The sequence below is a fragment of the Citrobacter sp. FDAARGOS_156 genome (assembly GCF_001559235.2).
In the GTDB taxonomy this organism is placed as follows: domain Bacteria; phylum Pseudomonadota; class Gammaproteobacteria; order Enterobacterales; family Enterobacteriaceae; genus Citrobacter; species Citrobacter youngae.
In genome coordinates this window covers 2,933,505-2,960,238 of the sequence record NZ_CP014030.2, presented here as the reverse complement: position 1 = coordinate 2,960,238, position 26,734 = coordinate 2,933,505, and the positions used below count along the sequence as shown (strand labels likewise).

The following is a 26,734-nucleotide window of genomic DNA, read 5'->3' as shown; positions in this document are numbered from 1 at the left end:
TCAGTTCTCCAGTTGGTGCAAAATACGATTCACTTTATCAAACGTTTCCTGATACTCCGCGTCTTCCTGACTGTCTGCAACAATGCCACCGCCAGCGGAGCAATAAATTTGTCCGTTTGTGGCTGTCAGTGTGCGAATGGTGATGCTGGTATCCATATTGCCGCAAAAGCTCAGATAACCAATGCTGCCGCACCAGGCGTTGCGTCTTTGCTGCTCCAGTTCGTCGATAATTTCCATCGCCCGCACTTTTGGCGCGCCGGTGATGGAGCCGCCAGGGAAGGCGGCACGCAGCAGATCTGCGGCGTGTAATGACTCTGGCAGACGTGCGGTAATGGTGCTGACCAAATGATGAACGGCAGGGAACGGTTCAACCACAAACAGCTCCGGAACCTTTACCGAACCCGGTACAGCAACGCGGCCAATATCGTTACGCATCAAATCGACGATCATCAGGTTTTCCGCCCGATCCTTTGGCGAATTTGCCAGCTTGTCGGCTTGCTGGCGATCGGCATCAGGATCGTCCAGTCTGGGTAGCGTACCTTTGATGGGGCGTGTCTGGATATGCTGATCTTCCAGTTGAATAAAGCGTTCCGGTGACAGACTGAGGATTGCGCCGTCTTCCAGGCGTATAAACGCGCTGAATGGCGCGCGGTTAGCGCGATTGAGCTGCACAAACGCTTGCCATTCATCTCCCTGATATTGCGCCTGAAAACGTTGGGCCAGGTTGACCTGATAGCAGTCGCCGCTGTGCAAATAGTGCTGCACCTGACGAAATTTTTCGCCGTATTGCTCACGGCTCATATTCGAGTGCCATGCCGACGTTAATGTAAATGGCTCGCGTACCGGCGGCAGTTGATTTTCGAGCCACGCCAGACGGGCATGCACATCGCTATGGCTAAGCAGTGATACAGTCTGTAGCTGGTGATCGACAATCAACGCCCAGTCATAGATACCGACGCCCATATCCGGCAGGGCAATATCGCGTTCGGCAATATTTGGCAGCGATTCAAAGCGGCGGCCCAGATCGTAGCCAAACAAACCCAGTGCGCCGCCCTGGAACGGGAGGTCGGGATGATAATCAGGCTGAATAGCCTGAGCGGTTAGCGTTGAATATAATACTGCCATCGGGTCATCAAGCGTGCGCAAAATGCCTTGCCTGTCCTTGACCATAGTCTCCTGTGCACGCGTAACCAGGGTCGCTACAGGGTCGGCGACCAGAATATCAAAACGGTTATGCGGATGATCGGCATGACCTGAATGCAACAGCATCGCCCAGGGCAGATGGCTTAAGGTCGAAAAATAGCGTTCAGCGGCGTCCTGACACCAGGGTAATGTGATTACTGCGGGAGATAACGTCTTCATCAGTCCTGACTCGTTGCTACTCTACTGGCTAACTGCCCGGTAGCATGAAATAATTAGCGCAGACAATTTAGCAGGAGTTAACAATGTTTGCAGGTTTACCTTCACTCAGTCATGAGCAGCAGCAAAAAGCAGTAGAGCGGATTCAGGAACTGATGTCGCAGGGGATGAGCAGCGGACAGGCGATTGCTCTGGTTGCTGAAGAGCTACGCGCCAGCCATACCGGTGAACGGATCGTGGCGCGTTTTGAGGATGAAGACGAATAGCGCCGCTTAAACCGCAGCGATAATCTTGATCTCGACTTTGTATTTCGGGTTCATCAATCCGGCCTGAACGGTACAACGTACCGGCGCGTGACCGGCAACGACCCACGCATCCCAGGCTTTGTTCATGGCGGCAAAATCACTTTTGTCCGCCAGAAAAAGGGTGGCATCAAGGATTCGTGACTTGTCGCTACCCTGTTTTTCCAGCACCGCATCAATTTGCGCCAGCGTATTTGCCGTTTGCTCAAAAGCGTCTGCATCCAGATTCTCCGGCACGCCGGTGTAGTACAACGTGTTGTTATGGATAACCACGTCAGACCAACGAGCTTCAGCATCAATGCGCACAATCGTCATAAATCATTCCTTATTTGCATTTTTCTTCATGGGCTTCAGATTGCGCCAAGACTGCCATAATGTTGCGCCCGCGTCACCTCTTCAACTGGCGAAAGACCCGCTGGCCTGACATAATCCCTGTTCAAATGAACAGGGGGCAGTGTGACGGACGATTTTGCAGCAGACGGTCAATTGGCTAAAGCGATACCGGGTTTTAAACCGCGTGAACCACAGCGACAGATGGCGATTGCTGTCAGTCATGCCATTGAAAAATCACAACCGCTTGTTGTAGAAGCCGGCACTGGCACAGGTAAAACGTACGCTTACCTCGCCCCAGCGCTTCGCGCTGGAAAGAAAGTGATTGTGTCGACGGGATCGAAAGCGTTGCAGGATCAGCTCTACAGTCGCGATCTTCCCACCGTTGCCAAAGCACTGAAATTCACCGGTAAGCTGGCGTTGCTAAAAGGGCGCTCCAACTACCTGTGTCTGGAACGCCTCGAACAGCAGGCGCTGGCGGGTGGTGATCTACCGGTACAAACGTTAAGCGATGTCATACTGCTGCGCTCATGGTCAAATCAAACGCTTGATGGCGACATCAGCACCTGCGTCAGCGTGGCGGAAGACTCTCAGGCCTGGCCGCTGGTAACCAGCACAAACGATAATTGCCTTGGCAGCGACTGCCCGCTGTATAAAGAGTGCTTTGTCGTTAAAGCGCGCAAGAAGGCGATGGAAGCGGATGTCGTCGTGGTGAACCATCATCTGTTTCTCGCTGATATGGTGGTGAAAGAGAGTGGATTTGGTGAATTAATCCCCGAGGCAGGCGTGATGATCTTCGATGAAGCCCATCAGCTACCTGATATCGCCAGCCAGTACTTTGGTCAATCGCTTTCCAGTCGCCAACTGCTGGATCTGGCAAAAGACATCACCATTGCCTATCGCACCGAGCTGAAAGACACCCAGCAGTTGCAAAAATGCGCGGACCGGCTGGCGCAAAGCGCTCAGGACTTTCGCCTACAGCTCGGCGAGCCCGGCTATCGTGGAAACCTACGAGAGCTGTTGGCTGACCAGCGTGTGCAGCGCGCGTTTTTGCTGCTCGATGACACACTTGAGCTCTGTTATGACGTGGCGAAGCTGTCTCTCGGCCGTTCTGCCTTGCTGGATGCTGCGTTTGAACGTGCCACGCTTTACCGTGCGCGCCTGAAGCGTCTGAAAGAGATCAACCAGCCAGGCTTCAGCTACTGGTATGAATGCACCTCCCGCCATTTTACGCTCGCGCTGACGCCGCTTACCGTGGCCGACAAATTCAAAGAAGTGATGGAGCAAAAACCGGGCTGCTGGATTTTTACTTCCGCGACGCTGTCGGTAAACGATGACCTTCATCATTTCACCGCGAGGTTGGGGATTGAAGATGCCGAGTCGATGTTATTGCCGAGTCCATTTGATTACACCCGTCAGGCGCTGCTGTGCGTGCCACGTAATCTCCCGCAAACTAACCAGCCGGGGGCAGCGCGGCAGTTGGCTTCCATGCTGCGACCTATTATTGAAGCGAACAACGGTCGCTGCTTTATGCTGTGCACTTCGCACGCGATGATGCGCGAACTGGCGGAACAATTCCGCGCCACCATGACGCTTCCCGTGTTGCTGCAGGGCGAAACCAGTAAAGGGCAACTGTTACAGCAGTTTGTCAGCGCAGGTAATGCATTACTGGTCGCCACCAGCAGCTTCTGGGAAGGGGTAGACGTGCGCGGTGATACGCTGTCGCTGGTCATTATCGACAAACTGCCGTTTACCTCGCCGGATGACCCGCTGTTAAAAGCCCGAATGGAGGACTGCCGCCTGCGCGGCGGCGATCCGTTTGAAGACGTGCAGTTGCCGGATGCGGTAATCACCCTGAAGCAGGGGGTAGGGCGTCTGATACGTGATGCCGACGATCGCGGCGTGCTGGTGATTTGCGACAATCGTCTGGTTATGCGGCCATACGGCGCCACCTTCCTGGCGAGTCTTCCTCCTGCGCCGCGGACGCGTGACATAGCTCGCGCGGTTCGCTTTCTTGCCATACCAACGACTGAGTAATTTGTTACGGAGTGTGGTAAGATGCGCGCCAAATTTATTGATCTGATCACAAATACCCATGCGAATTCTGGCTATCGATACCGCCACAGAGGCGTGCTCTGTTGCCCTGTGGAATGACGGTACTATCAAGGCTCACTTCGAGCTTTGCCCACGAGAACATACCCAACGAATTTTACCGATGGTCGAGGAAATCCTGGCCGCTGGCGATCTCACGTTAACCGACATTGACGCCCTGGCATTTGGGCGCGGTCCCGGTAGTTTCACCGGTGTCCGTATTGGGATTGGCATTGCCCAGGGGCTGGCGTTAGGCGCGAATTTACCGATGATCGGCGTCTCCACTCTCGCGACAATGGCACAGGGGGCCTGGCGTAAATCGGGCGCTACCCGCGTACTGGCCGCGATTGATGCGCGTATGGGTGAAGTGTACTGGGCTGAATACCAGCGTGATGAAGATGGCATCTGGCACGGCGAAGAGACAGAAGCGGTGTTAACGCCGGAGCAGGTACACGATCGCCTGCTGCAGCTTTCTGGCGACTGGGTAACCGTTGGCACGGGCTGGCCAGCCTGGCCTGAGCTTGGTAAAGACAGCGGTCTGACGCTCAGCGATGGTGATGTGCTGCTTCCTGCGGCAGAAGATATGCTGCCTGTCGCCACGCAAATGCTGGCTGCCGGTAAGACCGTGGCGGTTGAACATGCTGAACCGGTTTATTTACGTAACACCGTGGCGTGGAAGAAACTTCCCGGTAAAGAATGAATCTTAGTAGTACATCCCTGGTAAATTCGCACTGATGTCAATACACAGCATCGCGAACATGTCCGGGCAGAGGCTAAGAAAAGGGAGTCGCAATATGGTGGTGCAAAAGCAGTTATTGAAAGGTGTACTGGCAGGCGTATTGGCGTTATCGCTAAGTGGCTGTGTCACCATCCCGGATGCGATTAAAGGTTCGAGCCCGACACCGCAGCAGGATCTGGTGCGGGTGATGAATGCGCCGCAGTTGTACGTCGGACAAGAAGCACGTTTTGGCGGTAAGGTGGTGGATATTCAAAACCAGCAGGGGAAATCCCGACTGGAGATCGCCACTATGCCGCTCGATAGCGGGGCACGACCGATTCTGGGCGAAGCGTCACGCGGGCGAATTTATGCCGATGTTAACGGTTTCCTCGACCCGGTAGATTTTCGTGGTCAACTGGTCACCGTCGTCGGACCCATTAGCGGAACTGTGGACGGAAAAATTGGTAGTACACCGTATAAGTTCATGCTGATGCAGGTAACCGGTTATAAACGCTGGCATATTACTCAGCAAATTGTGATGCCTCCGCAGCCGATTGACCCCTGGTTCTACGGTGCGCGTGGCTGGCCTTACGGTGGCTACGGCGGATGGGGATGGTACAATCCCGGTCCCGCGCAGGTTCAGACGATAGTAACAGAGTAACTCTTTGTTTTAATGATAAAAGAAACAGCGGCTCGTCCGCTGTTTCTGCATTAACGTGGATATAAGAAAAATAAATAGTGACGTGCTTCGCAACCTTGTCGTTGTGTAATAAACAAACTGGTACGCTGAGTTAATATTATGTTAACAGTTTGTTTATTGTCTGGGGTTGTGATGACGACGAATACGCATTTTAGAGGTGATGTATTGAAAAAGGTTTGGCTTAACCGTTATCCCGCTGGTGTTCCCGCGGAGATCAATCCTGACCGTTATCAATCCCTGGTGGAACTCTTTGAACACTCAGTAAGACGGTATGCCGATCAACCCGCGTTTATGAACATGGGGGAGGTGATGACCTTCCGCAAACTCGAAGAGCGCAGTCGGGCATTCGCGGCTTATTTGCAACAAGGACTTGGACTGAAAAAGGGCGATCGCGTGGCACTGATGATGCCCAACCTGTTGCAATATCCCGTTGCACTGTTTGGGATTTTACGTGCTGGCATGATAGTTGTGAACGTGAACCCGCTGTACACGCCTCGCGAGCTGGAACATCAGCTCAACGATAGCGGTGCATCGGCGATCGTCATCGTCTCTAACTTTGCTCACACGCTGGAGAAAGTGGTCGATAAGACCTCAGTTCAACACGTGATCCTCACGCGTATGGGCGATCAGTTGTCGACCGCGAAAGGGACGCTGGTTAACTTCGTCGTGAAATATATCAAGCGTCTGGTGCCGAAATATCACCTGCCGGATGCCATCTCGTTTCGCAGTGCGCTGCAAAACGGCTACCGCATGCAGTATGTGAAGCCGGAAGTCGTGTCAGAAGATTTGGCTTTCCTGCAGTATACCGGTGGTACCACCGGCGTGGCGAAAGGCGCAATGCTCACGCACCGTAACATGCTGGCTAACCTGGAGCAGGTTAATGCCACCTATGGTCCGTTGCTGCATCCGGGCAAAGAGTTGGTGGTGACGGCCCTACCGCTGTATCACATTTTTGCGCTGACGATGAACTGCCTGCTGTTTATTGAGCTGGGCGGTCAAAATCTGCTGATTACCAACCCGCGCGATATTCCCGGACTGGTAAAAGAGCTGGCGAAATATCCCTTCACCGCGATGACCGGCGTCAACACGCTGTTTAACGCGCTGCTAAATAACAAAGAGTTCCAGCAACTGGACTTCTCGTCACTGCACCTTTCTGCAGGCGGCGGGATGCCGGTTCAACAGGCGGTAGCGGAACGTTGGGTGAAGCTGACGGGGCAGTATCTGCTGGAAGGCTATGGCCTGACGGAGTGCGCTCCGCTGGTGAGCGTCAACCCTCACGATATCGACTACCATAGCGGCAGTATCGGGTTACCGGTTCCGTCTACCGAGGTCAAACTGGTGGATGATGACGACAACGAAGTGCCACCGGGAGAACCGGGCGAACTGTGCGTGAAAGGTCCGCAGGTGATGCTGGGGTACTGGCAGCGACCAGACGCCACAGACGAAATCGTCAAAGACGGCTGGCTGCACACCGGCGATATTGCGGTGATGGATGATGAAGGCTTCCTGCGTATTGTTGATCGTAAGAAAGATATGATCCTGGTCTCCGGCTTTAACGTCTATCCGAACGAAATTGAAGACGTGGTGATGCAACATCCAGGTGTGCAGGAAGTGGCTGCCGTTGGCGTGCCATCAGGCAGCAGCGGTGAAGCGGTGAAAATTTTTGTGGTGAAGAAAGACGCCTCGTTAACCGATGAAGCGCTGGTTACTTTCTGCCGTCGTCACCTGACGGGCTATAAAGTACCGAAGCTGGTGGAATTTCGTGATGAGTTGCCGAAATCTAACGTCGGTAAAATTTTGCGACGAGAATTACGTGACGAAGCGCGCGGCAAAGTGGACAATAAAGGCTGAGCGTTAAGACAGCCAGCAGAAAGCGCCGGATAATCCGGCGTTTTTTTTGGCGAAAACCTAAGAGAGCACGATTTGAATTATCAAATGATCACCACGGACGACGCGTTGGCCACGCTGTGCGAAGCCGTTCGTGAATTTCCGGCGATAGCCCTGGATACCGAATTTGTTCGCACGCGTACCTACTACCCGCAGTTGGGACTGATCCAGCTGTTTGATGGCAAACACGTTGCTCTGATTGACCCGCAGGGGATCACCGACTGGTCGCCGCTGCGCGATATCCTGCGTGACACTGCGATCACCAAATTCCTGCATGCCGGAAGTGAAGACCTCGAAGTGTTTCTCAACACGTTTGGTGAGCTCCCGCAACCACTGATCGATACACAGATTCTGGCCGCCTTTTGTGGGCGCCCACTGTCGTGGGGCTTTGCTGCGATGGTGGAAGAGTTCACCGGGGTGGTGCTGGATAAAAGTGAATCACGTACCGACTGGCTGGCCAGACCGCTGACCGAGCGGCAGTGCGAGTATGCGGCGGCAGATGTCTGGTATTTATTACCGATCACCACAAAACTCATGGCAGAAACCGATGCGTCCGGCTGGCTGCCCGCTGCGCTGGACGAATGTCGTTTGATGCAACAGCGTCGTCAGGAAATTCTGGCACCCGAAGATGCGTGGCGAGAAATTACCAATGCCTGGCAGTTGCGTACCCGTCAGCTCGCCTGTCTGCAACTGCTTGCCGACTGGCGACTGCGTAAAGCGCGCGAGCGCGATCTGGCGGTAAACTTCGTGGTGCGTGAAGAGCATCTGTGGGCGGTGGCCCGTTATATGCCGGGCAGTCTGGGCGAGCTGGATAGTCTGGGACTTTCCGGGAGCGAAATTCGTTTCCACGGCAAGACGCTGATCTCCCTGGTAGAAAAGGCACAGGCCTTACCGGAAGAGTCGCTGCCGCAACCGTTGCTGAATCTGATGGATATGCCGGGTTATCGCAAGGCATTCAAAGCCATTAAAGCCCTGGTGGCCGATGTGAGTGCGGAGCAGAATCTTAGCGTGGAACTCCTTGCTTCGCGTCGTCAAATCAACCAACTGCTCAACTGGCACTGGAAATTAAAGCCGCAGGCGTCCCTGCCGGAGCTGATTTCCGGTTGGCGTGGCGAACTGATGGCCGACCGCCTCAAGACGCTGCTGCTGGACTATCCACAGTAAGCGAGCAGGCCGACCGGGTAGTCCATCGCTTATCCGGTCGGTTAAATTCTACAAATCAAGCACCAGGCGTTTGCCTTTGGCACGTGAACAGCAAATAAGCATGCTCTGCTGGCTGGCTTTTTCGTCGTCGCTAAAGTAGTGATCGCGGTGATCCGCTTCCCCTTCAAGAATCGTCGTCTCACAGGTACCGCACACGCCTTCACGGCACAGACACTCGACTCTGGCAGCTTTGTTATTTTCGATAACCTGCAGAATCGTCATCTCTTGCGGAACGACAAACTCACGTCCGGAACGTGCCAGCACGAGGGTGAAAGCATCACCGCTCTTATCTTCTACCGCAAATTGCTCGAAATGTAGCGTATTGTTATCCAGACCGTGGCGGGCGGCCTCGCTTCTTACGGCATCGTTAAGCGCGGCCGGGCCGCATGTATAAATATGGGTGCCGGGTTCTACATCGGCAAGCAGACGTGCCAGGTCGAGGCGTGTGCCTTCACTCGAAAGGTGCAGATGAATGCGATCGGCCTGGCGGTGCTGTTTCAGTTCATCATGAAACGCGCAGTTTTCAGGGCTGAGTGAACAGTAATGTAGCTGCCACTGTGCCTGGGCGCTTTCGAGTTCCGGGATCTGCGACAGGAAGGGCGTAATACCGATGCCGCCAGCGATTAACAAATGCTTTTGCGCCTGCGGTTCGAGGGCGAAAAGATTATTGGGCGTGGAAATCGTCAGCGTATCGCCGGGTTTGACCTGCTGATGCAGGTATCGTGAGCCGCCTTTGGAATTCTCCTCCAGGCGCACAGCGATTTGCCAGGTGCGGGTATCCAACGGCGAGCTCATCAGCGAGTACGCGTTGCTATAGAGATTTTCGCCATCGCGCATCTGCACGATGATATGGCTGCCGCCCTGGAACGCAGGCAACGGATCGCCTGAGGCAGCCGTTAAGGTGAAGCGCTTTACATGCGCGGTAATCGTTTCAATCTGACTGACCTGAACTTCTCGCATTTGATATTCAGACATTGCGGCACTCCCTAAAAAATCTGTCCGGCGCGGGTTACCCGGCGCGCCGGAATCTGTCGTTACAGCCCCTGGCAGAGATATTTCATCTCCAGGTAATCTTCGATACCGTGTTCAGAACCTTCTCGTCCCAGCCCTGATTGCTTCACACCACCGAAAGGGGCGACTTCATTCGAGATCAGTCCGGTATTAATACCGACCATGCCATACTCCAGTTGCTCTGAAACACGCCAGATGCGTGCGGCATCATTGCTGTAGAAGTAGGATGCCAGTCCATAAATGGTGTCATTTGCCTGGCGGATCGCATCCTGTTCATCTTCAAACTTCACCAGCGCGGCGACCGGTCCGAATATCTCTTCCTGGAGTAACTGCGTGCCCGGCTGCACGTTGCCGATGACGGTGGGCGTAAAATAGTTTCCTCCCAGAGCATGGCGTTGACCCCCGGTTAACAGCGTGGCGCCCCACGTCAGCGCGTCATCAAGAAGCGACTGCACTTTGTCGACGGCGGCGCTATTGATCAGCGGACCGGTTTGTACGCCGGGTTGCTCACCGTTGCCGACTTTCAGAGCGGCGACCCGGGCCACGAATTTCTCACAAAACGCGTCATAAACAGCCTGATGAATGTAAAAACGGTTCACGCAAACACAGGTCTGTCCGGCATTGCGGAATTTAGCCACCAGCGCGCCTTCAACGGCTTTGTCGAGATCCGCGTCCTCAAATACGATAAACGGCGCGTTGCCGCCCAGCTCCAGCGAGACCTTTTTGATAGAATCGGAACACTGGCGCATCATTACGCGCCCTACCTCGGTAGAGCCGGTAAACGACAGTTTGCGTACGCGATCGTCTGCGGTGAACAATGCACCAATTTCGCGGGACTTTCCGGTCACGACATTGATAACACCCGCCGGAATACCGGCCTGACGTGCAAGTTCTGCCAGCGCCAGAGCGGTAAACGGTGTTTCGTTGGCCGGTTTTACTACCATCGTACAACCTGCAGCCAGCGCGGGACCGGCTTTGCGGGTGATCATTGCCGCAGGGAAGTTCCATGGTGTTATTGCCGCGCAGACACCGATACCCTGACGGATAACCATCAACCGTTTATCCGCCGCAGGCGAGGGGATAATCTCGCCATTAGTACGTTTAGCCTGCTCGGCAAACCACTCAATAAACGACGCGGCATAGACAATCTCTCCTTCCGCCTCAGCCAGCGGTTTGCCCTGCTCGGCGGTCATGATTTGCGCCAGCGCCGTTTTGTTGTCGAGAATTAAATGATGCCAGGCTTTAAGCAACGTGGAACGTTGGGCTGCGGTCATTGCCCGCCAGGCAGGAAGCGCCTGAGAGGCGGCATCAATGGCGCGTTGCGCCTCTGACGTTCCCATGTTGGGAATTTGTCCCAGAACGGCCCCTGTTGCCGGGTTGCTGACCGACAACGTGTTACTGTCATCGGCATCACACCACAGTCCGGCGATAAACGCCTGCTGGCGAAAAAGTGAGGTCTGAAAAACGGTCATGACGAACTCCTTCACTGATTAATCCTGAAACACCTGAGCGACCAGGTTATGGAAATGGGCAATGCCATGTTCGGAGATTCCGCTACCGCTGGTATCCGCCATAATGCGTCCCTGTCCACGATAGCCACGTGATTTCAGACCTTTTTGTACGCTCTCAACCAGGCGTAAATCCTCAGGGCGGAAGACATTGCGATACCATTCGATCAGCGCTTTTTGCTCTTCGGTCAGCTCTTCATTAGTGAAATAGATGTCGTAGTTTTGCAGTGTGGTTTCTGCATCCACCGGGAATTCATAAATAACGGTCATCATGCCTTTGATTGGCGTGACGTTAAGCATGGTGCACGGCCACAACCAGAAGCCGTGGAACGCAGCATCAACACCTTCTTCGAACTTAAACGACTGTTCAGAGGGTTTGGCAAAACCGTATTGCAGCGTCCAGTTGCCGTGCATGGTATGCCAGTAACGGTCAACCTGTACTGAGTCGGAAAAACCAGGGTGGGCCGGACCGCAGTGGTAGCACTCCAGATAGTTATCAACGATATTTTTCCAGTTGGCCGGCGTGCGGGTAGTGAAACGCGCGGCGAGTTTCAGATCATGTACATCAGGGCAGGCCTCGACGACTTTGGCTGCCAGTCCCGGAAGCTGATCTTCAACGCTACCGGCGTTCGGGTCCATATTGATGAATACAAAACCGGCATATTCTTCGAGTCGCACTGGTGTCAGATGAGCCTTCTCACTGTCAAAGTTGGCGACGTTTTCACAGTTACGGGCATGAGCCAGATTGCCATCAAGTTTGAATGCCCACGCGTGGTAGGGGCAGGTAATCACGTTCTTGGCTTTCCCTTCGCCGCTCAGCAGTTGATGACCACGATGCGGGCAGACGTTGTAGAATGCGCGCAGTACATTATCGCGGCCACGCACCAGCACGATGTTCTCACCAATCACTTCACGCGTGACATAGTCATTTGGCTTTGCCAGTTCGCTGCTGTGGGCAACACAAATCCAGCTTTTGGCAAATACGTTCTCTTGTTCGTGTTCAAAAGCCTGCTGGTCGGTATAGAACCGTGCCGGGATAGTCCAGGCGTCCTGCGGATTGGCACAAAAATTTTGCGGCAGAATAAACTCAGGGCTCAGATTGCTCATTGGATTACCTTTAATTTGTGAGTAAGAAGATTTTTGACTGGCGCTTAATTGCCGCCTTTGAGTAGTGTCCCAGCCGGTGGCGTGACAGGCGCGTCGCCCGGTGCTTCGGGAAGATGACTTTCAATTTGGTGAGCAGGAACATGGGCATAATCCTGCCGTACCCAGCGAAGAAAACCGCCGACCTTTACCAACAGGATGGCGAGGAAGGGAAGGGCGGTCAGTACCACCGTGGTCTTCATTGTTTCCAGAGACGCACCGGTGAATAAAATTGATAATGGAATTAATGTGATGACCACACACCAGAACAAACGTAAGCCACGTTCAGGATCATCCCCTTCCTGTAGATTACGTGTGCTGGTGGCTGCCATGGTGTAGGCCACAGCATCCATATGCGAGGCAAGGAAAATAATCATGATGGCCAGATACGCGACCAGGAACAGCTTCCCGGCAGGCAGTGACATCAGTACCTGCTGCACAGCCGTTTCTCCGCCCTGCGTTGCCATGATCTGCGGGATATCAATCACGCCATTGACAAACTGATGGATAGAGTAGCTCTCCATCACCCCGAAGAAGAACCAGCAGCCAACGGTGCTACCGAGGATTAATGCCCAGATAACCTCTTTAATTTTGCGACCACGGGATACGCGCGTGACAAACATAGCGACGCCCGGGGTGTAGGAGATCCACCACAGCCAGTAGAACACCGTCCAGTTGCGGGTAAACTCACCGTTACCGAGTGGATCAGTAAACAGACTCATCTGCAAAAAGTTTTGTGTCGTCAGGCCAATAGCGTTGATGATGTTATTGGTGATGAACTCGGTTGGGCCGACAATCAGTACCACCAACGGCAGTAAAAATGCCCCCCAGCCGACCATTTTGCTCAGACGTTGCAGACCATTGTTGATGCCAATCCAGGAACTCAGGCAGAAAATGCCGCCAGAGAACAGGATCACAAAGGCTTGCACCGTGAAGTTATCCGGTAAACCGGTGAGTGCTGATAAACCACGAGTGAAGGTTGCAGCGGTAACGACCAGGGAGATGGTTAACGCGCCGACGGTGGCGATCAGGAACATCAAATCGACCAGTCTTCCCCATACGCCCTGTGGATGAACGCCGGTGATAGCAGCAATTATCCCGGACAGGCTCAAGCCTTTATTTTTACGCACATGGAAATGGTAGGCCATGGTTAACGAGGCCAGCGTGTAGGTCGCCCATGCGCTGATCCCCCAATGGAAAAAGGAGTAAGGCAGACTGAATTCCAGGGCCTTTTGTGATTGTGGGGCGATGTTCAGCCCCGGCGTTTGGTAGTAATAGGCCCATTCAGCAACCCCCCAGTAGAGCGTGGAGGAGCCTAATCCAGCGCAAATAAACATAAACAGCCAGGAAAGGGTACTGTATTCCGCTTTACCTTCACCGAGGCGAATATTGCCGTATTTGCTGGTGGCCAGCCAGACAACCAGCCCCATGGCCATGAGGACCAGGATCTGCACGGCGGAACCCAGCATTCGGGTTACGCCGTTAAAAATGGTATTTGCAACTTGTGCAGACTGCTGAGGGAAGAAACTGAGTGTGGCGGCGATAAAAAGAATAGCCACCAGGCTGATGGCTATCAGTGGCACATCTTTTTTCTTTACGTTGCTCAACATGGATGATCTCCTGGGCATAGTCGCCCGCGTTTGGCATTAGCCTGTCGTTGTTATCATGCTGTAGGGTAAGATTTTGTCGCTTCGTATTTAACAATTTTATTATTTGTTCTTTACATGAATTAAACAATTGCCTGATGCGTGAAGCAATAAAACACGGAACGGAAATAATAAAAGGTGAATTCACGCAGGTTATTTGACGTACAGAACACATAAAAAAACCGCGTCAGTGACGCGGCTCATATTTCGTGGTTTGACCTCTAACGCAGTGCCCGGCAGATAGCGTCAGCTACCTGTTGAGTGGTGGCATTGCCTTTCATATCCGGCGTTTTCGGGCCGCTGGCAATAACCTGTTCAATCGCAGCCAGAATGCCATCGTGGGCCGCCTGATAATTCGCATCGCCGTTGCCAAGGAAATCCAGCATCATCGCACCAGCCCAGATGGTGGCAATTGGGTTAGCAATATTCTTGCCGTAGATATCCGGGGCCGAACCGTGGACCGGTTCGAACAACGATGGGAAGGTTCGTTCCGGATTTAAGTTTGCCGAAGGTGCAATGCCAATCGTGCCAGTGCAGGCAGGTCCCAAATCGGACAGGATGTCGCCAAACAGGTTAGAGGCGACCACTACGTCAAAACGCTCTGGCTGCATCACAAAGCGGGCGCACAGAATGTCGATATGCTGTTTATCCCAACGGATCTCGGGATAGTGAGCCGCCATAGCTTCAACGCGCTCATCCCAGTAAGGCATGCTGATAGCCAGGCCATTGGATTTGGTCGCCGAGGTCAGGGTTTTACGCGGGCGGTTTTGCGCCAGCTCGAAAGCGTAACGCAATATACGATCCACGCCGCGACGGGTGAAGACCGACTCCTGAATGACCACTTCATGTTCGGTACCCTCGCTTACGCGCCCACCCAGTGATGAATACTCGCCTTCGGTGTTTTCACGTACAACGTAGAAATCAATGTCGCCAGGTTTCTTACCCGCCAGTGGGCAAGGAACACCAGGAAACAGGCGTACCGGACGCAGGTTGACGTATTGATCGAACTCCCGACGAAACTTGAGTAACGAGCCCCATAGTGAGATGTGATCCGGTACAGTGTCCGGCCAGCCGACCGCACCAAAGTAGATAGCATCGAAGGATTTCAACTGTTCATGCCAGTCATCGGGCATCATCTTGCCGTGATGCATATAGTACTCGCAGCTGGCCCATTCCATTTGCTCAAAGCTGAGCGACAACCCCCAGCGCTCAGCGGCCGCTTGTAACACATGAATGCCTTCAGGCAGGACTTCTTTACCAATGCCATCTCCGGGGATAGCGGCAATACGACAGGTTTTCTTCATAGCAGCTCTCACTTGTACGCCATCAAAATTGACTTTCCCCTTATCCTATAATTGACTGATTAATAGTTAATCCCTCCAACTGGTGAAACATAAAACACAGATCATGAATAATCTGCCGCTGTTAAATGATTTACGCGTCTTTATGCTGGTTGCCCGCCGTGCGGGTTTTGCCGCCGTTGCCGAGGAGCTAGGCGTTTCACCGGCTTTTATCAGTAAGCGAGTTGCCCTGCTGGAGCAGACGCTGAATGTAGTGCTGCTGCACCGGACTACGCGACGCGTAACCATCACGGAAGAGGGGGAGCGGATCTACGAATGGGCTCAGCGGATCCTGCAGGATGTGGATCAGATGATGGATGAGCTGTCTGATGTCCGGCAGATCCCGCAGGGGATGTTACGTATTATCAGCAGCTTTGGTTTTGGTCGCCGTGTAGTGGCTCCAGCGTTGTCAGCGCTGGCAAAAGAGTATCCGCAGCTGGAGTTGCGGTTTGACGTTGAGGATCGGTTAGTCGATCTGGTTAATGAAGGTGTCGATCTTGATATCCGCATCGGGGATGATATTGCACCCAATTTGATCGCACGTAAGCTGGCGACCAATTATCGAGTATTGTGTGCATCGCCTGAGTTTGTGGCGCAGCACGGTACACCGAAGCAACTGAACGATCTGTCCACGTTGCCCTGCCTGGTGATTAAAGAGCGCGATCATCCATTTGGCATCTGGCAAATGCGTAATAAAGAGGGCGTGCACTCGATCAAGGTGACGGGGCCGCTCTCCTCCAATCATGGCGAAGTTGTTCACCAATGGTGTGTCGATGGTCAGGGGATTGCGCTACGTTCATGGTGGGATGTCTGCGATAACATCGCCAGTGGGCATCTGGTTCATATATTGCCTGACTATTATCAACCAGCAAATATTTGGGCCGTTTATGTGTCACGTCTGGCGACATCGGCAAAAATCCGTATTACCGTGGAGTATTTACGTCGCTATTTTGCTGAGAACTACCCGAAGTTCAGTTTGGAATAAATGGGGCGCAGCCTGGACTACGATCAAAAATAAAAAAGGCAGAATAATCTGCCTTTTTTCAACCATGACTCATTTACAAAAGATGCTATTTAGACTCTTCTGCTTCAGGCAAAGTCACGTTAAGTTCGAGGATAGAAATATCGCCGTCTTTTTGTTCAAGCTGTACGGTGACCATTTCAGGATCAATTTGTACATACTTGCAGATAACCTCGAGAATATCTTTCCTCAGTTGCGGTAAATAATGTGGCTCTGCGTCACTACGACGACGTTCCGCAACAATAATCTGCAGTCGCTCTTTAGCGATGTTCGCTGTGCTCTTTTTCCGCGAGAGAAAAAAATCCAGTAATGCCATAACTTATCCTCCGAACAGGCGTTTGAGGAAACCTTTCTTCTCTTCTTCAATGAAGCGGAAAGGACGTTCTTCTCCCAACAGACGGTCTACGGTATCAGCATAGGCTTTACCGGCATCAGCATTGATGTCGAGAATAACCGGCTCACCCTGGTTAGACGCGCGCAGGACTGACTGATCTTCAGGAATCACACCAACCAGCTTGATTCGCAGAATTTCCAGTACGTCTTCCATGCTGAGCATGTCACCTTTATTTACGCGGCCAGGGTTATAGCGCGTAAGCAGCAGATGCTCTTTAATCGGATCTTCGCCATTTTCAGCGCGACGAGATTTCGACGCCAGAATACCCAGAATACGGTCAGAGTCACGTACAGAAGACACTTCCGGGTTGGTGGTAATAATGGCTTCGTCGGCAAAATACAGGGCCATCAGCGCGCCGGTCTCAATACCTGCCGGGGAGTCGCAGACGATGAAGTCAAATTCCATCGTTTTCAGGTCGTCCAGAACTTTCGCGACGCCTTCACGCGTCAGCGCGTCTTTATCACGAGTCTGTGAGGCCGGAAGAATAAAGAGATTTTCGGTACGTTTATCTTTGATCAACGCCTGATTTAACGACGCATCGCCCTGAATAACGTTGACGAAGTCATAAACGACGCGGCGTTCACAACCCATAATCAAATCAAGGTTACGCAGGCCGATATCAAAATCAATAACGACAGTTTTCTTTCCCTTCTGGGCCAAACCTGTAGCGATGGCCGCGCTGGAGGTGGTTTTGCCAACGCCCCCTTTACCCGAAGTAACAACAATAATGCGTGCCATAGAAATTCCTTGTTAAAAAGGGATCAATTCAACGGTTGAACTGTCAAAGCGTTCTCTGCCAATTGCAGACGTGCCGCTTTGCCATAAAATTCTGCTGGGATTTTATCACTCAGCCAATAAACACCTGCGATAGACACCAGTTCTGCCGTCAGATGGGTACAAAAAATTTGCGCTTCCCGATCGCCGCTTGCGCCCGCCAGCGCACGGCCTCTCATCATGCCATAAACGTGAATATTGCCATCAGCGATAAGCTCTGCGCCCGCACTGACGTGACTTGTAACAATCAGATCACATTGTGGAGCATAAATACGCTGACCGGAACGAACCGGTACATTTATTAATCGTGTTTTTGTGATGGGAGTAACGTTTTGTGGCGGTACGGCAGGTGCCGGAGTTTCAACAGGTGCGGAACGAATGGCTTTTTCTTTACCTTCTGTCAGTAAAGGAAGACCCATTTCGTCGATTTCAGCTTTGAGTCTGGCATCTTTGCATCCGCTAACGCCGATAATGCGCAATCCGGTAGACGCGACAACTTTCTGCAGCGCTGACCAGTTTACCGGACTTTCAAGACCACTCACGTTAACTACGACGGGAGCATGTTTTAAAAAAGCAGGTGCCTGCGCGATTTTGTCTTCCAACGCCTGACGAATAACCTCGGGTTCTGCTTCATGTAAGTGAACCACTGATAAGGTGAAGCTACTGCCTTTAAGCTCGATTGGCGTGTTTGACATCCTGGCCTTACTCAATTTGCTATTTATCATCCCCAGTGCGGGGTGATATTCCGAAGACTATAAGGCATGTTATAGTCAGTATTATATTGAGGCAAGCCACCATTCCGTGAATTCAGAGTAAAAGATATGTTTTGTGTGATCTACCGAAGCAGCAAACGTGACCAGACCTATTTATATGTCGAAAAAAAAGACGATTTCTCGCGTGTTCCTGAAGAACTGATGAAAGGGTTTGGCCAGCCAAAGCTGGCAATGATTTTACCGCTTGATGGTCGTAAAAAACTGGTTAATGCCGATCTTGAAAAAGTAAAACAGGCACTAACCGAGCAGGGCTATTATTTACAAATACCACCGCCGCCTGAAGATTTACTCAAACAGCATTTATCTGCGGTAAAAGAAAATACATCAGACGCTAAACGTTAAACTGCATCCGGCAGCAGCATGTCTCACCGATGCAGTACCTGAAATCTATGACTACGTTAGGGGAAAGTAATGTATCAACATCACAACTGGCATGGTGCTCTGCTGGATTATCCGGTGAGCAAAGTGGTTTGCGTCGGTAGCAATTATGCAAACCACATTAAAGAGATGGGGGGAGCAACGCCGGAAGAGCCAGTGTTGTTTATTAAGCCTGAAACTGCGCTGTGTGATTTGCGCCAACCGCTGGTCATTCCGGCGGATATGGGGTCCGTCCATCACGAAGTTGAACTGGCCGTGCTGATCGGTGCAACCCTGCGCCAGGCGACAGAAGAGCATGTGCGCAAAGCCATCGCTGGCTATGGTGTGGCGCTGGACCTGACCCTGCGTGATATTCAGGGCAAAATGAAAAAAGCGGGCCAGCCGTGGGAAAAAGCGAAGGGTTTTGACAACTCTTGCCCGCTGTCGGGGTTTATTCCGGTAGCGGAATTTAACGGTGATCCGCAGGATACTCAGCTCGGATTAACGGTGAATGGCGAAGTCCGCCAGCAGGGCACTACGGCGGATATGATCCATCATATTGTCCCATTGATTGCTTACATGAGCCGATTTTTCACGCTTAAAGCCGGTGATGTGGTATTGACTGGGACGCCAGCTGGCGTTGGGCCGTTACGCAGCGGTGATGAGCTGGCTATCAGTTTCCATGGTCAGACGCTAACCACCCGGGTGCTGTAACCTCTGCTTGCCGCCTATTTCGGGCGGCAAAACTTGCATCAACGTGCCAGACTGGTTATAAGGTGCAGCTTTAGTGAAATAGCGGATACCCTGATGAGCGACATACCTTTCTGGCAAAGTAAAACCCTTGATGAAATGACCGATGCCGAGTGGGAGTCATTATGTGATGGGTGCGGCCAATGCTGCCTGCATAAGCTGATGGATGAAGACACCGACGAAATCTACTTTACCAACGTCGCGTGTAAGCAACTCAATATCAAAACCTGTCAGTGCCGTAATTACGAACGTCGATTCGAGTACGAGCCTGACTGCATCAAGCTGACGCGCGATAATTTGCCGACTTTTGAATGGTTGCCGATGACCTGCGCCTATCGTCTGCTCGCGGAAGGTAAAGGGCTGCCGGAGTGGCATCCGCTGCTGACGGGGTCAAAGGCGGCAATGCACGGTGAGCGTATTTCAGTACGCCATATCGCGGTGAAAGAATCAGAAGTGCGTGACTGGCAGGACCATATATTGAACAAACCTTCATGGGCGGACTAAGCCGCCCATCGATTAACAGGCGTTAAGGATTAAGACTTTTTCGCCTGATACATCTCATCACTATGGTTGTCATCTTCAACCCAGAAATTAATGTTGAACTGCGCATCGTCGCTTAATTCAACACGATGCCAGTACTGCGGTGGGCTGGTCGCGAACTGTCCGGCATTAATGACTACTTTAACTTCAGGTTCTTTTGCGTCTTCATTGGCAAAGCCGTAATACGTTACAGTGCCTTCCATCACGCAGAGTTGTCCAAAAACGCCGGCTGCTGTGTTGTGGTGAGAAAGCAGAGCGGCCGGGACATTGTCTTTCGTAAAGAAGGGAGTAGAGCGTTTAACTTTCCAGTTTGCCGGGATGCGTAAATGGGACATAAGACATCTCCTTTGTATGGCATCTATAAGATGTATTTAATATACATCTTATAGATGCCAGCAAGCAATAACATTATGGCAAAAAAAAACGCTCCCGAAGGAGCGTTCTGTTAGCGACCGAAGAGGTCACGTTTTTTCGGTTTAAAGGGCTGAGCAATCAGCACCAACACTGCAACGACCAGATACGCGGCAAAAATCCCCAACAGCCACTGCGGCATCTCCAGGGTTAAAAATGACCACTGACGCTCAGCGCAGTCACCGGATGCCATAAATACCTGCGGCAGCCATTTATCCAGCGGTAACCAACTCGGGAAGCGCGCGGCAAAATCACAGGTCATGAACGGTGACGGGTGAAGCTGAATCATCGTGTGTTCATACGCTAACTGAAGCCCGCGCCAGGCGCTGTAAATCCAGATAAGCATTGCCACATAACGCAGTGGCGTTTTTGGGGCAATTGCGCCCACCAGACCAGCACCCATCACGCCAAATAATGCGCTACGTTCGTAAATACACAACACGCAGGGTTTTAGCAGCATGACATGCTGGAACCACAAGGCAACAAGTTCCAACGCCAGGGCGGTTAGCGCCAGCAATAACCACGCTCCACGCCCACGGGAGCACTGGTTTAAAAATCGCAACATAATAATTTCCCTGCAACATGCGTAGAGACCGCAGTTTAAACCAATTCAATTTATGCGCCACTAGCGGCAATTGAAATATTGTGTAATCGGATAATTATCATGCAAAAAGTCAAACCGGGCAGTGATTTACCCGGTTTATTGTTATGAAAGTGTAGCTAACCAGCCTGTTTGCGTCATCCACTCGGTCACTGGAACCAGCGTGAACTCTACGCAAAGCAGACCGACGAGCGTCAGGACGAGAGTATACGGCAGAGCCATCCACACCATGCGACCATAAGAAAGGCGAATCAACGGTGCCAGCGCGGAGGTCAGCAGGAACAGGAATGCTGCCTGGCCGTTTGGCGTGGCCACGGAAGGCAGGTTGGTCCCGGTATTGATCGCCACCGCTAACAGTTCATATTGATTCAGGCTAATCGTCCCGTGCTCCAGCGCCGCTTTCGCTTCGTTGATGTAAATTGTGCCAACAAAGACGTTGTCTGAAATTGACGACAGCAGGCCGTTGAAAAGATAGAACAGGGTCAGTTGTGCATGCTCAGAAGACTGCAAAACAAAATGAATAATCGGCGAGAAGAGCTGTTGATCGATAATCACCGCAACGATAGAGAAGAACACGGTCAGCAGTGCGGTGAACGGCAGCGACTCGGTGAAGGCTTTACCAATAGCGTGTTCGTCAGTAACGCCAGTTAACGAAGTCGCCAGAATAATCACCGACAGGCCAATTAATCCAACTTCTGCCAGATGCAGCGCGAGGGCGACGACCAGCCATACGCCGATGACTGCCTGAATAATCAGCTTGATTTTATCCTGGCGGGTACGTTGTTGCCGGCTTTCATCGTCAAACTGTTGCAGAACGCCACGGACAGCTTCCGGCAATGTTTCACCGTAGCCAAACCAACGTAACTTTTCAACCAGCAGGCAGGTGAGCAGACCGCAAATCAACACCGGGACGGTGACCGGCGACATGCGCAGGAAAAAATCACCAAAATGCCAGCCAGCTGCTTTGGCGATAATCAGGTTCTGCGGTTCGCCAACCATGGTCATCACACCGCCTAAGGCTGTGCCGACTCCCGCGTGCATCATCAGGCTGCGCAGAAAACCGCGGAACTGCTCCAGTACGACTTTATTGTGCTGGTCGATATGGCTGTCATCCAGCAAATTGTTATCTCCCGGGCGGGAAGAGGCGACGCGATGGTAGATACCGTAAAAACCGACCGCCACGCTGATCACGACCGCGACCACAGTCAATGCGTCGAGGAACGCCGAAAGGAAGGCAGCGGCAACACAAAAGGCCAGCGACAGCAGCATCTTGGAGCGAATACTGAGCAGCAGTCGGGTAAAAATAAACAGCAGCAGTTGCTTCATAAAGTAGATGCCCGCCACCATAAACATCAGCAGCAAGAGCACTTCAAGGTTGGCGGCAACTTCTTCACGAACATGAGTGGCGCTGGTCATGCCGATGACGACAGCTTCGATGGCTAACAGCCCGCCCGGCAACAGTGGATAACACTTAAGCGCCATTGCCAGCGTAAAAATGAATTCGGCCACCAGCAACCAACCCGCGATAAAGGGATTGATGAAAAAAATAAGCGGGTTAATGATTAAGAAGACGAGCAGTGCAAGTTTATACCAGTCCGGCGACTGGCCTAAAAAGTTGCGCCACATAGCGCGGCCCCATGATAGCTCCATGGCAGTTTCCCTTACCTGTAAAAATGAAATCATGTTTTTATGTTTGACCGCAAAGCTTAGCGGCACGAGTGAACGCAGGCAAGCTCTTCACGTGGCTTATCGTACCGACTGCGTATCAGCGTTATCTGGAAAATGAAGCCTTGATCCACTTTTTCTTCGTTGCGTCAGCTATCAGCTAAGAAACCCGTCTGGTATGATGTGTGTAACTATGTTTTGCTGTGTAATGGAATTATCACTATGGTCATTAAGGCGCAAAGCCCTGCTGGGTTCGCGGAAGAGTACATCATTGAGAGTATCTGGAATAACCGCTTCCCACCTGGCACTATTTTGCCCGCTGAACGTGAACTATCCGAACTCATTGGAGTAACACGTACCACGTTACGCGAAGTTTTGCAGCGTCTGGCGCGGGACGGCTGGTTGACCATTCAACACGGCAAACCGACGAAAGTGAATAACTTTTGGGAAACCTCCGGACTGAATATCCTGGAAACGCTGGCGCGTCTCGATCACGAAAGTGTTCCGCAGTTGATTGATAATCTGCTGTCTGTGCGTACTAACATCTCGACGATCTTTATTCGCACCGCATTCCGCCAACATCCTGATAAAGCCCAGGACGTTTTGGCCACGGCGAATCAGGTTGCTGACCATGCTGACGCGTTTGCCGATCTGGACTACAACATTTTCCGTGGTCTGGCATTTGCATCGGGCAATCCGATTTACGGTTTGATCCTCAACGGTATGAAAGGACTTTATACGCGTATTGGCCGTCATTACTTTGCCAACCCGGAAGCGCGCGGCCTGGCGTTGAACTTCTACCGTAAGCTGTCAGAGCTGTGTGAGCAGGGCGCTCATGATTTGGTCTATGAAACGGTGCGCCGCTATGGTCACGACAGTGGTGAGATTTGGCACCGTATGCAGAAGAATTTACCGGGCGATTTAGCTATTCAGGGACGCTAATCGCGCAATGCCGGATGGTGACGCCAAAGCGTCTTATCCGGCCTACAATGCGTCTACGTCGTAGGCCGGATATGGTGTTTACACCGCCTCCGGCAATAAGCGTTACAGGCCGTTCATCCTTGGCGGGCAACGCTCCAGCAGCTCAACGCTGCCATCTTCATTCTGCTGCTCCAGCATCACATCAAAACCCCATAGCCGGTGCACATGCTTAAGCACCTCTTTGCGTCCTTTATCCAACGGCGCGCGGTTATGTGGGATATAACGCAAGGTCAGTGAACGGTCGCCGCGCAGATCGACATTCCAGATTTGAATATTCGGCTCCAGATTGCTCAGGTTATATTGCGATGACAGCCTGTTACGGATCTCGCGATACCCCTCTTCATTGTGAATCGCTGAAATTTCCAGGTAATTATGGCGGTCATCATCCAGCACCGTGAACAGGCGGAAATCGCGCATCACTTTTGGTGACAGGAACTGGCTGATAAAGCTCTCATCTTTAAAATCACGCATCGCGAAATGCAGCGTTTCCAGCCAGTCGGAACCCGCAATATTTGGGAACCAGTATTTGTCCTCCTCGGTGGGCGACTGACAAATACGTTTGATATCCTGGAACATAGCAAAGCCCAGCGCATAAGGGTTTATCCCGCTATACCATGGACTGTTATACGGTGGCTGGAATACCACGTTGGTATGGCTATGTAGAAACTCCAGCATAAAGCGCTCGGTGACTTTGCCTTCATCATAAAGGTGATTGAGGATGGTGTAGTGCCAGAAAGTTGCCCATCCCTCGTTCATCACCTGAGTTTGTTTCTGCGGATAAAAATACTGGCTCACCTTACGCACAATGCGCAGAACTTCGCGTTGCCAGGACTCCAGCAGTGGGGCGTTTTTCTCCATAAAATACAGCAGGTTTTCCTGCGGCTCAGAAGGATAACGACGCGCGGTAGAGATCGTCTTCTCTTCCTCTTTCTTCGGCAACGTACGCCACAGCATATTCACCTGACTTTGCAGATACTCTTCACGACTTTTCTGCCGGGCCTTCTCTTCCTGTAGGGAGATTTTTTGCGGGCGTTTGTAACGGTCAACGCCGTAGTTCATCAGCGCATGGCAGGAGTCGAGGAGCTTTTCGACTTCATCCACCCCGTAGCGTTCTTCACACTGGGTTATATAGTTTCGTGCGAAGATTAGGTAATCGACGATGGAACTGGCATCCGTCCAGCTACGAAACAGGTAGTTGTTTTTGAAGAAGGAGTTGTGTCCGTAGCAGGCATGCGCCATCACCAGCGCCTGCATGGTGATGGTGTTCTCCTCCATCAGATACGCGATACACGGATTGGAGTTGATAACAATCTCATAGGCCAGCCCCTGCTGACCATGCTTGTACAAGCGTTCGGTTTCAATAAACTTTTTACCAAACGACCAGTGCGGATAGTTGATCGGCATCCCAACGCTGGAATAGGCGTCCATCATTTGCTCGGAGGTGATCACCTCGATTTGGTGCGGGTAGGTATCCAGCCTGTAGAGTTTCGCCACGCGGTCTATCTCTGCCAGATAGACATCCAGCAGATCAAACGTCCAGTCGGGTCCATCGCTTAACCGTGTGCTGTCCTTGTTCATGGAATCAATCGTAGCCATTCGCGCACCCTCATTGTTGGCGGCACTCTCTGTCTGGAGTACCTCATTTCAAGCATAGATCATGGTGTTAAAAAACGTGCTGCAGGAGAAATTTTTTCTTTGCGATTTCACGTCAGCGAAGCGTCGAAAAACGGCCAGGTGACAAAATTTTATGCTGGATAAAAATAACGCACAGCAGGAGATGCCAAAGCAGAGACTTCCCTGCAATCACTGCTATGTGTGAGATACGTCACCATAAAAAAGCCATATGTTGAATAATATTTTCAACTGAGTTATCAAGATGTAATTAGAAGATTGTTCTTTTACTGTTAACGGAGTGGCTATGCGAGTTGTCATACTGGGAAGTGGCGTCGTTGGCGTGACCAGCGCCTGGTATTTAAGTCAGGCTGGACACGATGTCACCGTCATCGATCGTGAGCCGGGGCCGGCACTGGAAACCAGTGCGGCGAACGCCGGGCAAATCTCCCCTGGTTATGCCGCGCCGTGGGCGGCCCCAGGCGTACCGCTAAAAGCGATTAAATGGATGTTTCAGCGCCACGCGCCGTTGGCAGTACGCCTCGACGGGACGCAGTTCCAGTTGAAATGGATGTGGCAAATGCTGCGCAACTGCGATACCAGCCACTACATGGAAAACAAGGGGCGGATGGTGCGCCTGGCGGAATACAGCCGTGATTGCCTGAAAGCGTTACGTGCCTCTACCGGTATCGAGTATGAAGGACGTCAGGGCGGAACCCTGCAACTTTTCCGTACCGCTCAACAATATGAGAACGCCACCCGCGACATCGCCGTGCTCGAAGATGCGGGCGTACCCTATCAACTGCTGGAAGCAAGTCGCCTGGCGGAAGTCGAACCTGCGCTGGCAGAGGTCGCGCACAAACTGACAGGCGGGTTACGGTTACCGAATGACGAAACTGGTGACTGTCAGCTGTTCACCCAGCGTCTGGCGCAAATGGCCGAGCAGGCGGGGGTAAAATTCCGTTTTAACACTCCGGTCGATAAGCTGCTGAGCGATGGCGAGCAGATTTATGGCGTTCAGTGCGGCGAGGAGATAGTCAAAGCCGATGCCTATGTGATGGCCTTTGGCTCGTACTCCACGGCGATGCTCAAAGGGATCGTTGATATTCCGGTGTATCCGCTCAAAGGCTACTCATTAACCATTCCGGTGGCGCAAGATGACGGCGCTCCGGTTTCAACTATTCTTGATGAAACCTACAAAATCGCTATTACCCGTTTTGATGAGCGTATTCGTGTTGGCGGTATGGCAGAGATTGTTGGTTTTAATACTGAGCTACTACAACCACGTCGTGAAACGCTGGAGATGGTGGTGCGCGATCTCTTTCCACGCGGTGGGCATGTGGAACAGGCGACCTTCTGGACCGGGCTACGCCCGATGACGCCAGACGGAACGCCAGTGGTGGGGCGTACCCGCTTTAAGAATCTGCTGCTCAATACGGGTCATGGCACATTGGGCTGGACGATGGCGTGTGGATCCGGTCAGTTGCTGAGCGATATCCTCTCTGGTCGCACGCCTGCCATACCTTATGACGATCTGAGCGTGGCGCGTTACAGTCCGGGATTTACCCCGTCTCGCCCGCGGCATTTACATGGCGTACATAACTAATAAGGACGCGAG

26 protein-coding genes are annotated in these 26,734 nt (G+C 52.3%); 12 read left to right on the top strand and 14 right to left on the bottom strand.

Features of this window, described 5'->3' with window-relative positions:
* Positions 1–1,362, bottom strand: a complete 1,362-nt coding sequence (gene pabB / locus AL515_RS14470) for an aminodeoxychorismate synthase component 1 (protein ID WP_061068058.1) — start codon at positions 1,360–1,362, stop codon at positions 1–3.
* 83 nt (positions 1,363–1,445) lie between these two features.
* On the opposite strand from pabB, the gene AL515_RS14465 reads away from it, so the two are divergent.
* A complete protein-coding gene (locus tag AL515_RS14465; RefSeq protein ID WP_003020986.1) occupies positions 1,446–1,625 on the top strand; it encodes a YoaH family protein in 180 nt (59 codons plus the stop codon).
* A gap of 6 nt (positions 1,626–1,631) precedes the next feature.
* Here the strand turns inward: AL515_RS14465 and AL515_RS14460 are convergent, their stop codons facing one another.
* Positions 1,632–1,976 carry a RidA family protein gene (locus AL515_RS14460; protein WP_005122186.1) on the bottom strand — a complete coding sequence of 115 codons (345 nt, stop codon included), beginning with the start codon at positions 1,974–1,976 and terminating at the stop codon, positions 1,632–1,634.
* Positions 1,977–2,117: 141 nt separating this feature from the next.
* Between AL515_RS14460 and AL515_RS14455 the strand changes: the two genes are divergently transcribed.
* The 5 genes from AL515_RS14455 (at position 2,118) to rnd (ending at position 8,551) form a co-directional block, all read left to right on the top strand.
* Positions 2,118–4,028 (top strand): ATP-dependent DNA helicase, encoded by a 1,911-nt coding sequence (locus AL515_RS14455; protein WP_061068057.1) that lies wholly within the window; start codon positions 2,118–2,120, stop codon positions 4,026–4,028.
* 58 nt (positions 4,029–4,086) lie between these two features.
* The gene (gene tsaB, locus AL515_RS14450) at positions 4,087–4,782 is read left to right on the top strand and encodes a tRNA (adenosine(37)-N6)-threonylcarbamoyltransferase complex dimerization subunit type 1 TsaB (protein WP_061068056.1); all 696 of its coding nucleotides are present in this window, start codon (positions 4,087–4,089) and stop codon (positions 4,780–4,782) included.
* A 94-nt stretch (positions 4,783–4,876) separates the two neighbouring features.
* Positions 4,877–5,461 carry a Slp family lipoprotein gene (locus AL515_RS14445; protein WP_048211412.1) on the top strand — a complete coding sequence of 195 codons (585 nt, stop codon included), beginning with the start codon at positions 4,877–4,879 and terminating at the stop codon, positions 5,459–5,461.
* 204 nt (positions 5,462–5,665) lie between these two features.
* Complete coding sequence (gene fadD / locus AL515_RS14435; RefSeq protein WP_005122193.1) at positions 5,666–7,351, top strand: long-chain-fatty-acid--CoA ligase FadD; 1,686 nt, start codon at positions 5,666–5,668, stop codon at positions 7,349–7,351.
* An 84-nt stretch (positions 7,352–7,435) separates the two neighbouring features.
* Entirely contained in the window at positions 7,436–8,551 is a 1,116-nt protein-coding gene (gene rnd / locus AL515_RS14430) for a ribonuclease D (protein ID WP_061068055.1), read from the top strand.
* 48 nt (positions 8,552–8,599) lie between these two features.
* Here rnd and AL515_RS14425 read toward each other — a convergent pair whose 3' ends face one another.
* The 5 genes from AL515_RS14425 to AL515_RS14405 form a co-directional block, all read right to left on the bottom strand.
* Positions 8,600–9,565, bottom strand: coding sequence for a PDR/VanB family oxidoreductase (locus AL515_RS14425; RefSeq protein ID WP_061068054.1), 966 nt, complete (start codon positions 9,563–9,565; stop codon positions 8,600–8,602).
* Positions 9,566–9,624: 59 nt separating this feature from the next.
* Positions 9,625–11,073, bottom strand: coding sequence for an NAD-dependent succinate-semialdehyde dehydrogenase (locus AL515_RS14420; protein ID WP_061068053.1), 1,449 nt, complete (start codon positions 11,071–11,073; stop codon positions 9,625–9,627).
* Between the two features lie 18 nt (positions 11,074–11,091).
* Positions 11,092–12,216: a carnitine monooxygenase, oxygenase subunit YeaW gene (gene yeaW / locus AL515_RS14415; RefSeq protein ID WP_061068052.1), complete on the bottom strand. Its 1,125-nt coding sequence runs from the start codon at positions 12,214–12,216 to the stop codon at positions 11,092–11,094.
* 44 nt (positions 12,217–12,260) lie between these two features.
* A complete protein-coding gene (locus AL515_RS14410; protein WP_061068051.1) occupies positions 12,261–13,862 on the bottom strand; it encodes a BCCT family transporter in 1,602 nt (533 codons plus the stop codon).
* A gap of 257 nt (positions 13,863–14,119) precedes the next feature.
* Positions 14,120–15,202 carry a tartrate dehydrogenase gene (locus tag AL515_RS14405; RefSeq protein WP_048211418.1) on the bottom strand — a complete coding sequence of 361 codons (1,083 nt, stop codon included), beginning with the start codon at positions 15,200–15,202 and terminating at the stop codon, positions 14,120–14,122.
* 103 nt (positions 15,203–15,305) lie between these two features.
* On the opposite strand from AL515_RS14405, the gene AL515_RS14400 reads away from it, so the two are divergent.
* A complete protein-coding gene (locus AL515_RS14400; RefSeq protein WP_048211419.1) occupies positions 15,306–16,223 on the top strand; it encodes a LysR family transcriptional regulator in 918 nt (305 codons plus the stop codon).
* Between the two features lie 85 nt (positions 16,224–16,308).
* Here the strand turns inward: AL515_RS14400 and minE are convergent, their stop codons facing one another.
* The 3 genes from minE to minC are packed head-to-tail and all read right to left on the bottom strand — an operon-like array spanning position 16,309 to position 18,122.
* The gene (gene minE, locus AL515_RS14395; RefSeq protein WP_001185666.1) at positions 16,309–16,575 is read right to left on the bottom strand and encodes a cell division topological specificity factor MinE; all 267 of its coding nucleotides are present in this window, start codon (positions 16,573–16,575) and stop codon (positions 16,309–16,311) included.
* Positions 16,576–16,578: 3 nt separating this feature from the next.
* Positions 16,579–17,391, bottom strand: a complete 813-nt coding sequence (gene minD, locus AL515_RS14390; RefSeq protein WP_003020956.1) for a septum site-determining protein MinD — start codon at positions 17,389–17,391, stop codon at positions 16,579–16,581.
* A gap of 23 nt (positions 17,392–17,414) precedes the next feature.
* Complete coding sequence (minC, locus tag AL515_RS14385) at positions 17,415–18,122, bottom strand: septum site-determining protein MinC (protein ID WP_048211420.1); 708 nt, start codon at positions 18,120–18,122, stop codon at positions 17,415–17,417.
* Between the two features lie 126 nt (positions 18,123–18,248).
* Here minC and AL515_RS14380 point away from each other — a divergent pair, with 126 nt between their 5' ends.
* The 3 genes from AL515_RS14380 to AL515_RS14370 all read left to right on the top strand — a co-directional run bounded on the left by AL515_RS14380 (position 18,249) and on the right by AL515_RS14370 (position 19,811).
* Entirely contained in the window at positions 18,249–18,542 is a 294-nt protein-coding gene (locus AL515_RS14380; RefSeq protein ID WP_048211421.1) for a YcgL domain-containing protein, read from the top strand.
* A gap of 69 nt (positions 18,543–18,611) precedes the next feature.
* The gene (locus AL515_RS14375; RefSeq protein ID WP_061068050.1) at positions 18,612–19,271 is read left to right on the top strand and encodes a fumarylacetoacetate hydrolase family protein; all 660 of its coding nucleotides are present in this window, start codon (positions 18,612–18,614) and stop codon (positions 19,269–19,271) included.
* Positions 19,272–19,364: 93 nt separating this feature from the next.
* Complete coding sequence (locus AL515_RS14370; protein ID WP_003020944.1) at positions 19,365–19,811, top strand: YcgN family cysteine cluster protein; 447 nt, start codon at positions 19,365–19,367, stop codon at positions 19,809–19,811.
* A 29-nt stretch (positions 19,812–19,840) separates the two neighbouring features.
* Here the strand turns inward: AL515_RS14370 and AL515_RS14365 are convergent, their stop codons facing one another.
* From AL515_RS14365 to nhaB, 3 genes are all read right to left on the bottom strand, one after another.
* A complete protein-coding gene (locus AL515_RS14365; RefSeq protein WP_016153372.1) occupies positions 19,841–20,182 on the bottom strand; it encodes a DUF1971 domain-containing protein in 342 nt (113 codons plus the stop codon).
* 110 nt (positions 20,183–20,292) lie between these two features.
* A complete protein-coding gene (gene dsbB, locus AL515_RS14360; RefSeq protein ID WP_005122248.1) occupies positions 20,293–20,823 on the bottom strand; it encodes a disulfide bond formation protein DsbB in 531 nt (176 codons plus the stop codon).
* Between the two features lie 141 nt (positions 20,824–20,964).
* The gene (gene nhaB / locus AL515_RS14355) at positions 20,965–22,509 is read right to left on the bottom strand and encodes a Na(+)/H(+) antiporter NhaB (protein ID WP_048211424.1); all 1,545 of its coding nucleotides are present in this window, start codon (positions 22,507–22,509) and stop codon (positions 20,965–20,967) included.
* A gap of 237 nt (positions 22,510–22,746) precedes the next feature.
* Here nhaB and fadR point away from each other — a divergent pair, with 237 nt between their 5' ends.
* Entirely contained in the window at positions 22,747–23,466 is a 720-nt protein-coding gene (gene fadR / locus AL515_RS14350) for a fatty acid metabolism transcriptional regulator FadR (RefSeq protein ID WP_005122254.1), read from the top strand.
* A gap of 102 nt (positions 23,467–23,568) precedes the next feature.
* On the opposite strand, the gene AL515_RS14345 is transcribed toward fadR, so the two are convergent.
* Entirely contained in the window at positions 23,569–25,101 is a 1,533-nt protein-coding gene (locus AL515_RS14345; RefSeq protein ID WP_048211425.1) for a SpoVR family protein, read from the bottom strand.
* Between the two features lie 322 nt (positions 25,102–25,423).
* Here AL515_RS14345 and AL515_RS14340 point away from each other — a divergent pair, with 322 nt between their 5' ends.
* Entirely contained in the window at positions 25,424–26,722 is a 1,299-nt protein-coding gene (locus AL515_RS14340) for a D-amino acid dehydrogenase (protein ID WP_061068049.1), read from the top strand.
* The last annotated feature ends 12 nt before the right edge of the window (positions 26,723–26,734 follow it).

Coding starts and splice junctions, on each gene's coding strand:
- AL515_RS14410 (WP_061068051.1), bottom strand. CDS start 13,862: ATGTTGAGCAACGTAAAGAAAAAAGATGTGCCACTGATAGCCATCAGC.
- dsbB (WP_005122248.1), bottom strand. CDS start 20,823: ATGTTGCGATTTTTAAACCAGTGCTCCCGTGGGCGTGGAGCGTGGTTA.
- AL515_RS14340 (WP_061068049.1), top strand. CDS start 25,424: ATGCGAGTTGTCATACTGGGAAGTGGCGTCGTTGGCGTGACCAGCGCC.
- nhaB (WP_048211424.1), bottom strand. CDS start 22,509: ATGGAGCTATCATGGGGCCGCGCTATGTGGCGCAACTTTTTAGGCCAG.
- yeaW (WP_061068052.1), bottom strand. CDS start 12,216: ATGAGCAATCTGAGCCCTGAGTTTATTCTGCCGCAAAATTTTTGTGCC.
- rnd (WP_061068055.1), top strand. CDS start 7,436: ATGATCACCACGGACGACGCGTTGGCCACGCTGTGCGAAGCCGTTCGT.
- AL515_RS14375 (WP_061068050.1), top strand. CDS start 18,612: ATGTATCAACATCACAACTGGCATGGTGCTCTGCTGGATTATCCGGTG.
- tsaB (WP_061068056.1), top strand. CDS start 4,087: ATGCGAATTCTGGCTATCGATACCGCCACAGAGGCGTGCTCTGTTGCC.
- AL515_RS14425 (WP_061068054.1), bottom strand. CDS start 9,565: ATGTCTGAATATCAAATGCGAGAAGTTCAGGTCAGTCAGATTGAAACG.
- AL515_RS14460 (WP_005122186.1), bottom strand. CDS start 1,976: ATGACGATTGTGCGCATTGATGCTGAAGCTCGTTGGTCTGACGTGGTT.
- minE (WP_001185666.1), bottom strand. CDS start 16,575: ATGGCATTACTGGATTTTTTTCTCTCGCGGAAAAAGAGCACAGCGAAC.
- AL515_RS14420 (WP_061068053.1), bottom strand. CDS start 11,073: ATGACCGTTTTTCAGACCTCACTTTTTCGCCAGCAGGCGTTTATCGCC.
- AL515_RS14365 (WP_016153372.1), bottom strand. CDS start 20,182: ATGTCCCATTTACGCATCCCGGCAAACTGGAAAGTTAAACGCTCTACT.
- minC (WP_048211420.1), bottom strand. CDS start 18,122: ATGTCAAACACGCCAATCGAGCTTAAAGGCAGTAGCTTCACCTTATCA.
- AL515_RS14405 (WP_048211418.1), bottom strand. CDS start 15,202: ATGAAGAAAACCTGTCGTATTGCCGCTATCCCCGGAGATGGCATTGGT.
- AL515_RS14465 (WP_003020986.1), top strand. CDS start 1,446: ATGTTTGCAGGTTTACCTTCACTCAGTCATGAGCAGCAGCAAAAAGCA.
- fadR (WP_005122254.1), top strand. CDS start 22,747: ATGGTCATTAAGGCGCAAAGCCCTGCTGGGTTCGCGGAAGAGTACATC.
- AL515_RS14400 (WP_048211419.1), top strand. CDS start 15,306: ATGAATAATCTGCCGCTGTTAAATGATTTACGCGTCTTTATGCTGGTT.
- pabB (WP_061068058.1), bottom strand. CDS start 1,362: ATGAAGACGTTATCTCCCGCAGTAATCACATTACCCTGGTGTCAGGAC.
- AL515_RS14345 (WP_048211425.1), bottom strand. CDS start 25,101: ATGGCTACGATTGATTCCATGAACAAGGACAGCACACGGTTAAGCGAT.
- AL515_RS14370 (WP_003020944.1), top strand. CDS start 19,365: ATGAGCGACATACCTTTCTGGCAAAGTAAAACCCTTGATGAAATGACC.
- AL515_RS14445 (WP_048211412.1), top strand. CDS start 4,877: ATGGTGGTGCAAAAGCAGTTATTGAAAGGTGTACTGGCAGGCGTATTG.
- AL515_RS14380 (WP_048211421.1), top strand. CDS start 18,249: ATGTTTTGTGTGATCTACCGAAGCAGCAAACGTGACCAGACCTATTTA.
- minD (WP_003020956.1), bottom strand. CDS start 17,391: ATGGCACGCATTATTGTTGTTACTTCGGGTAAAGGGGGCGTTGGCAAA.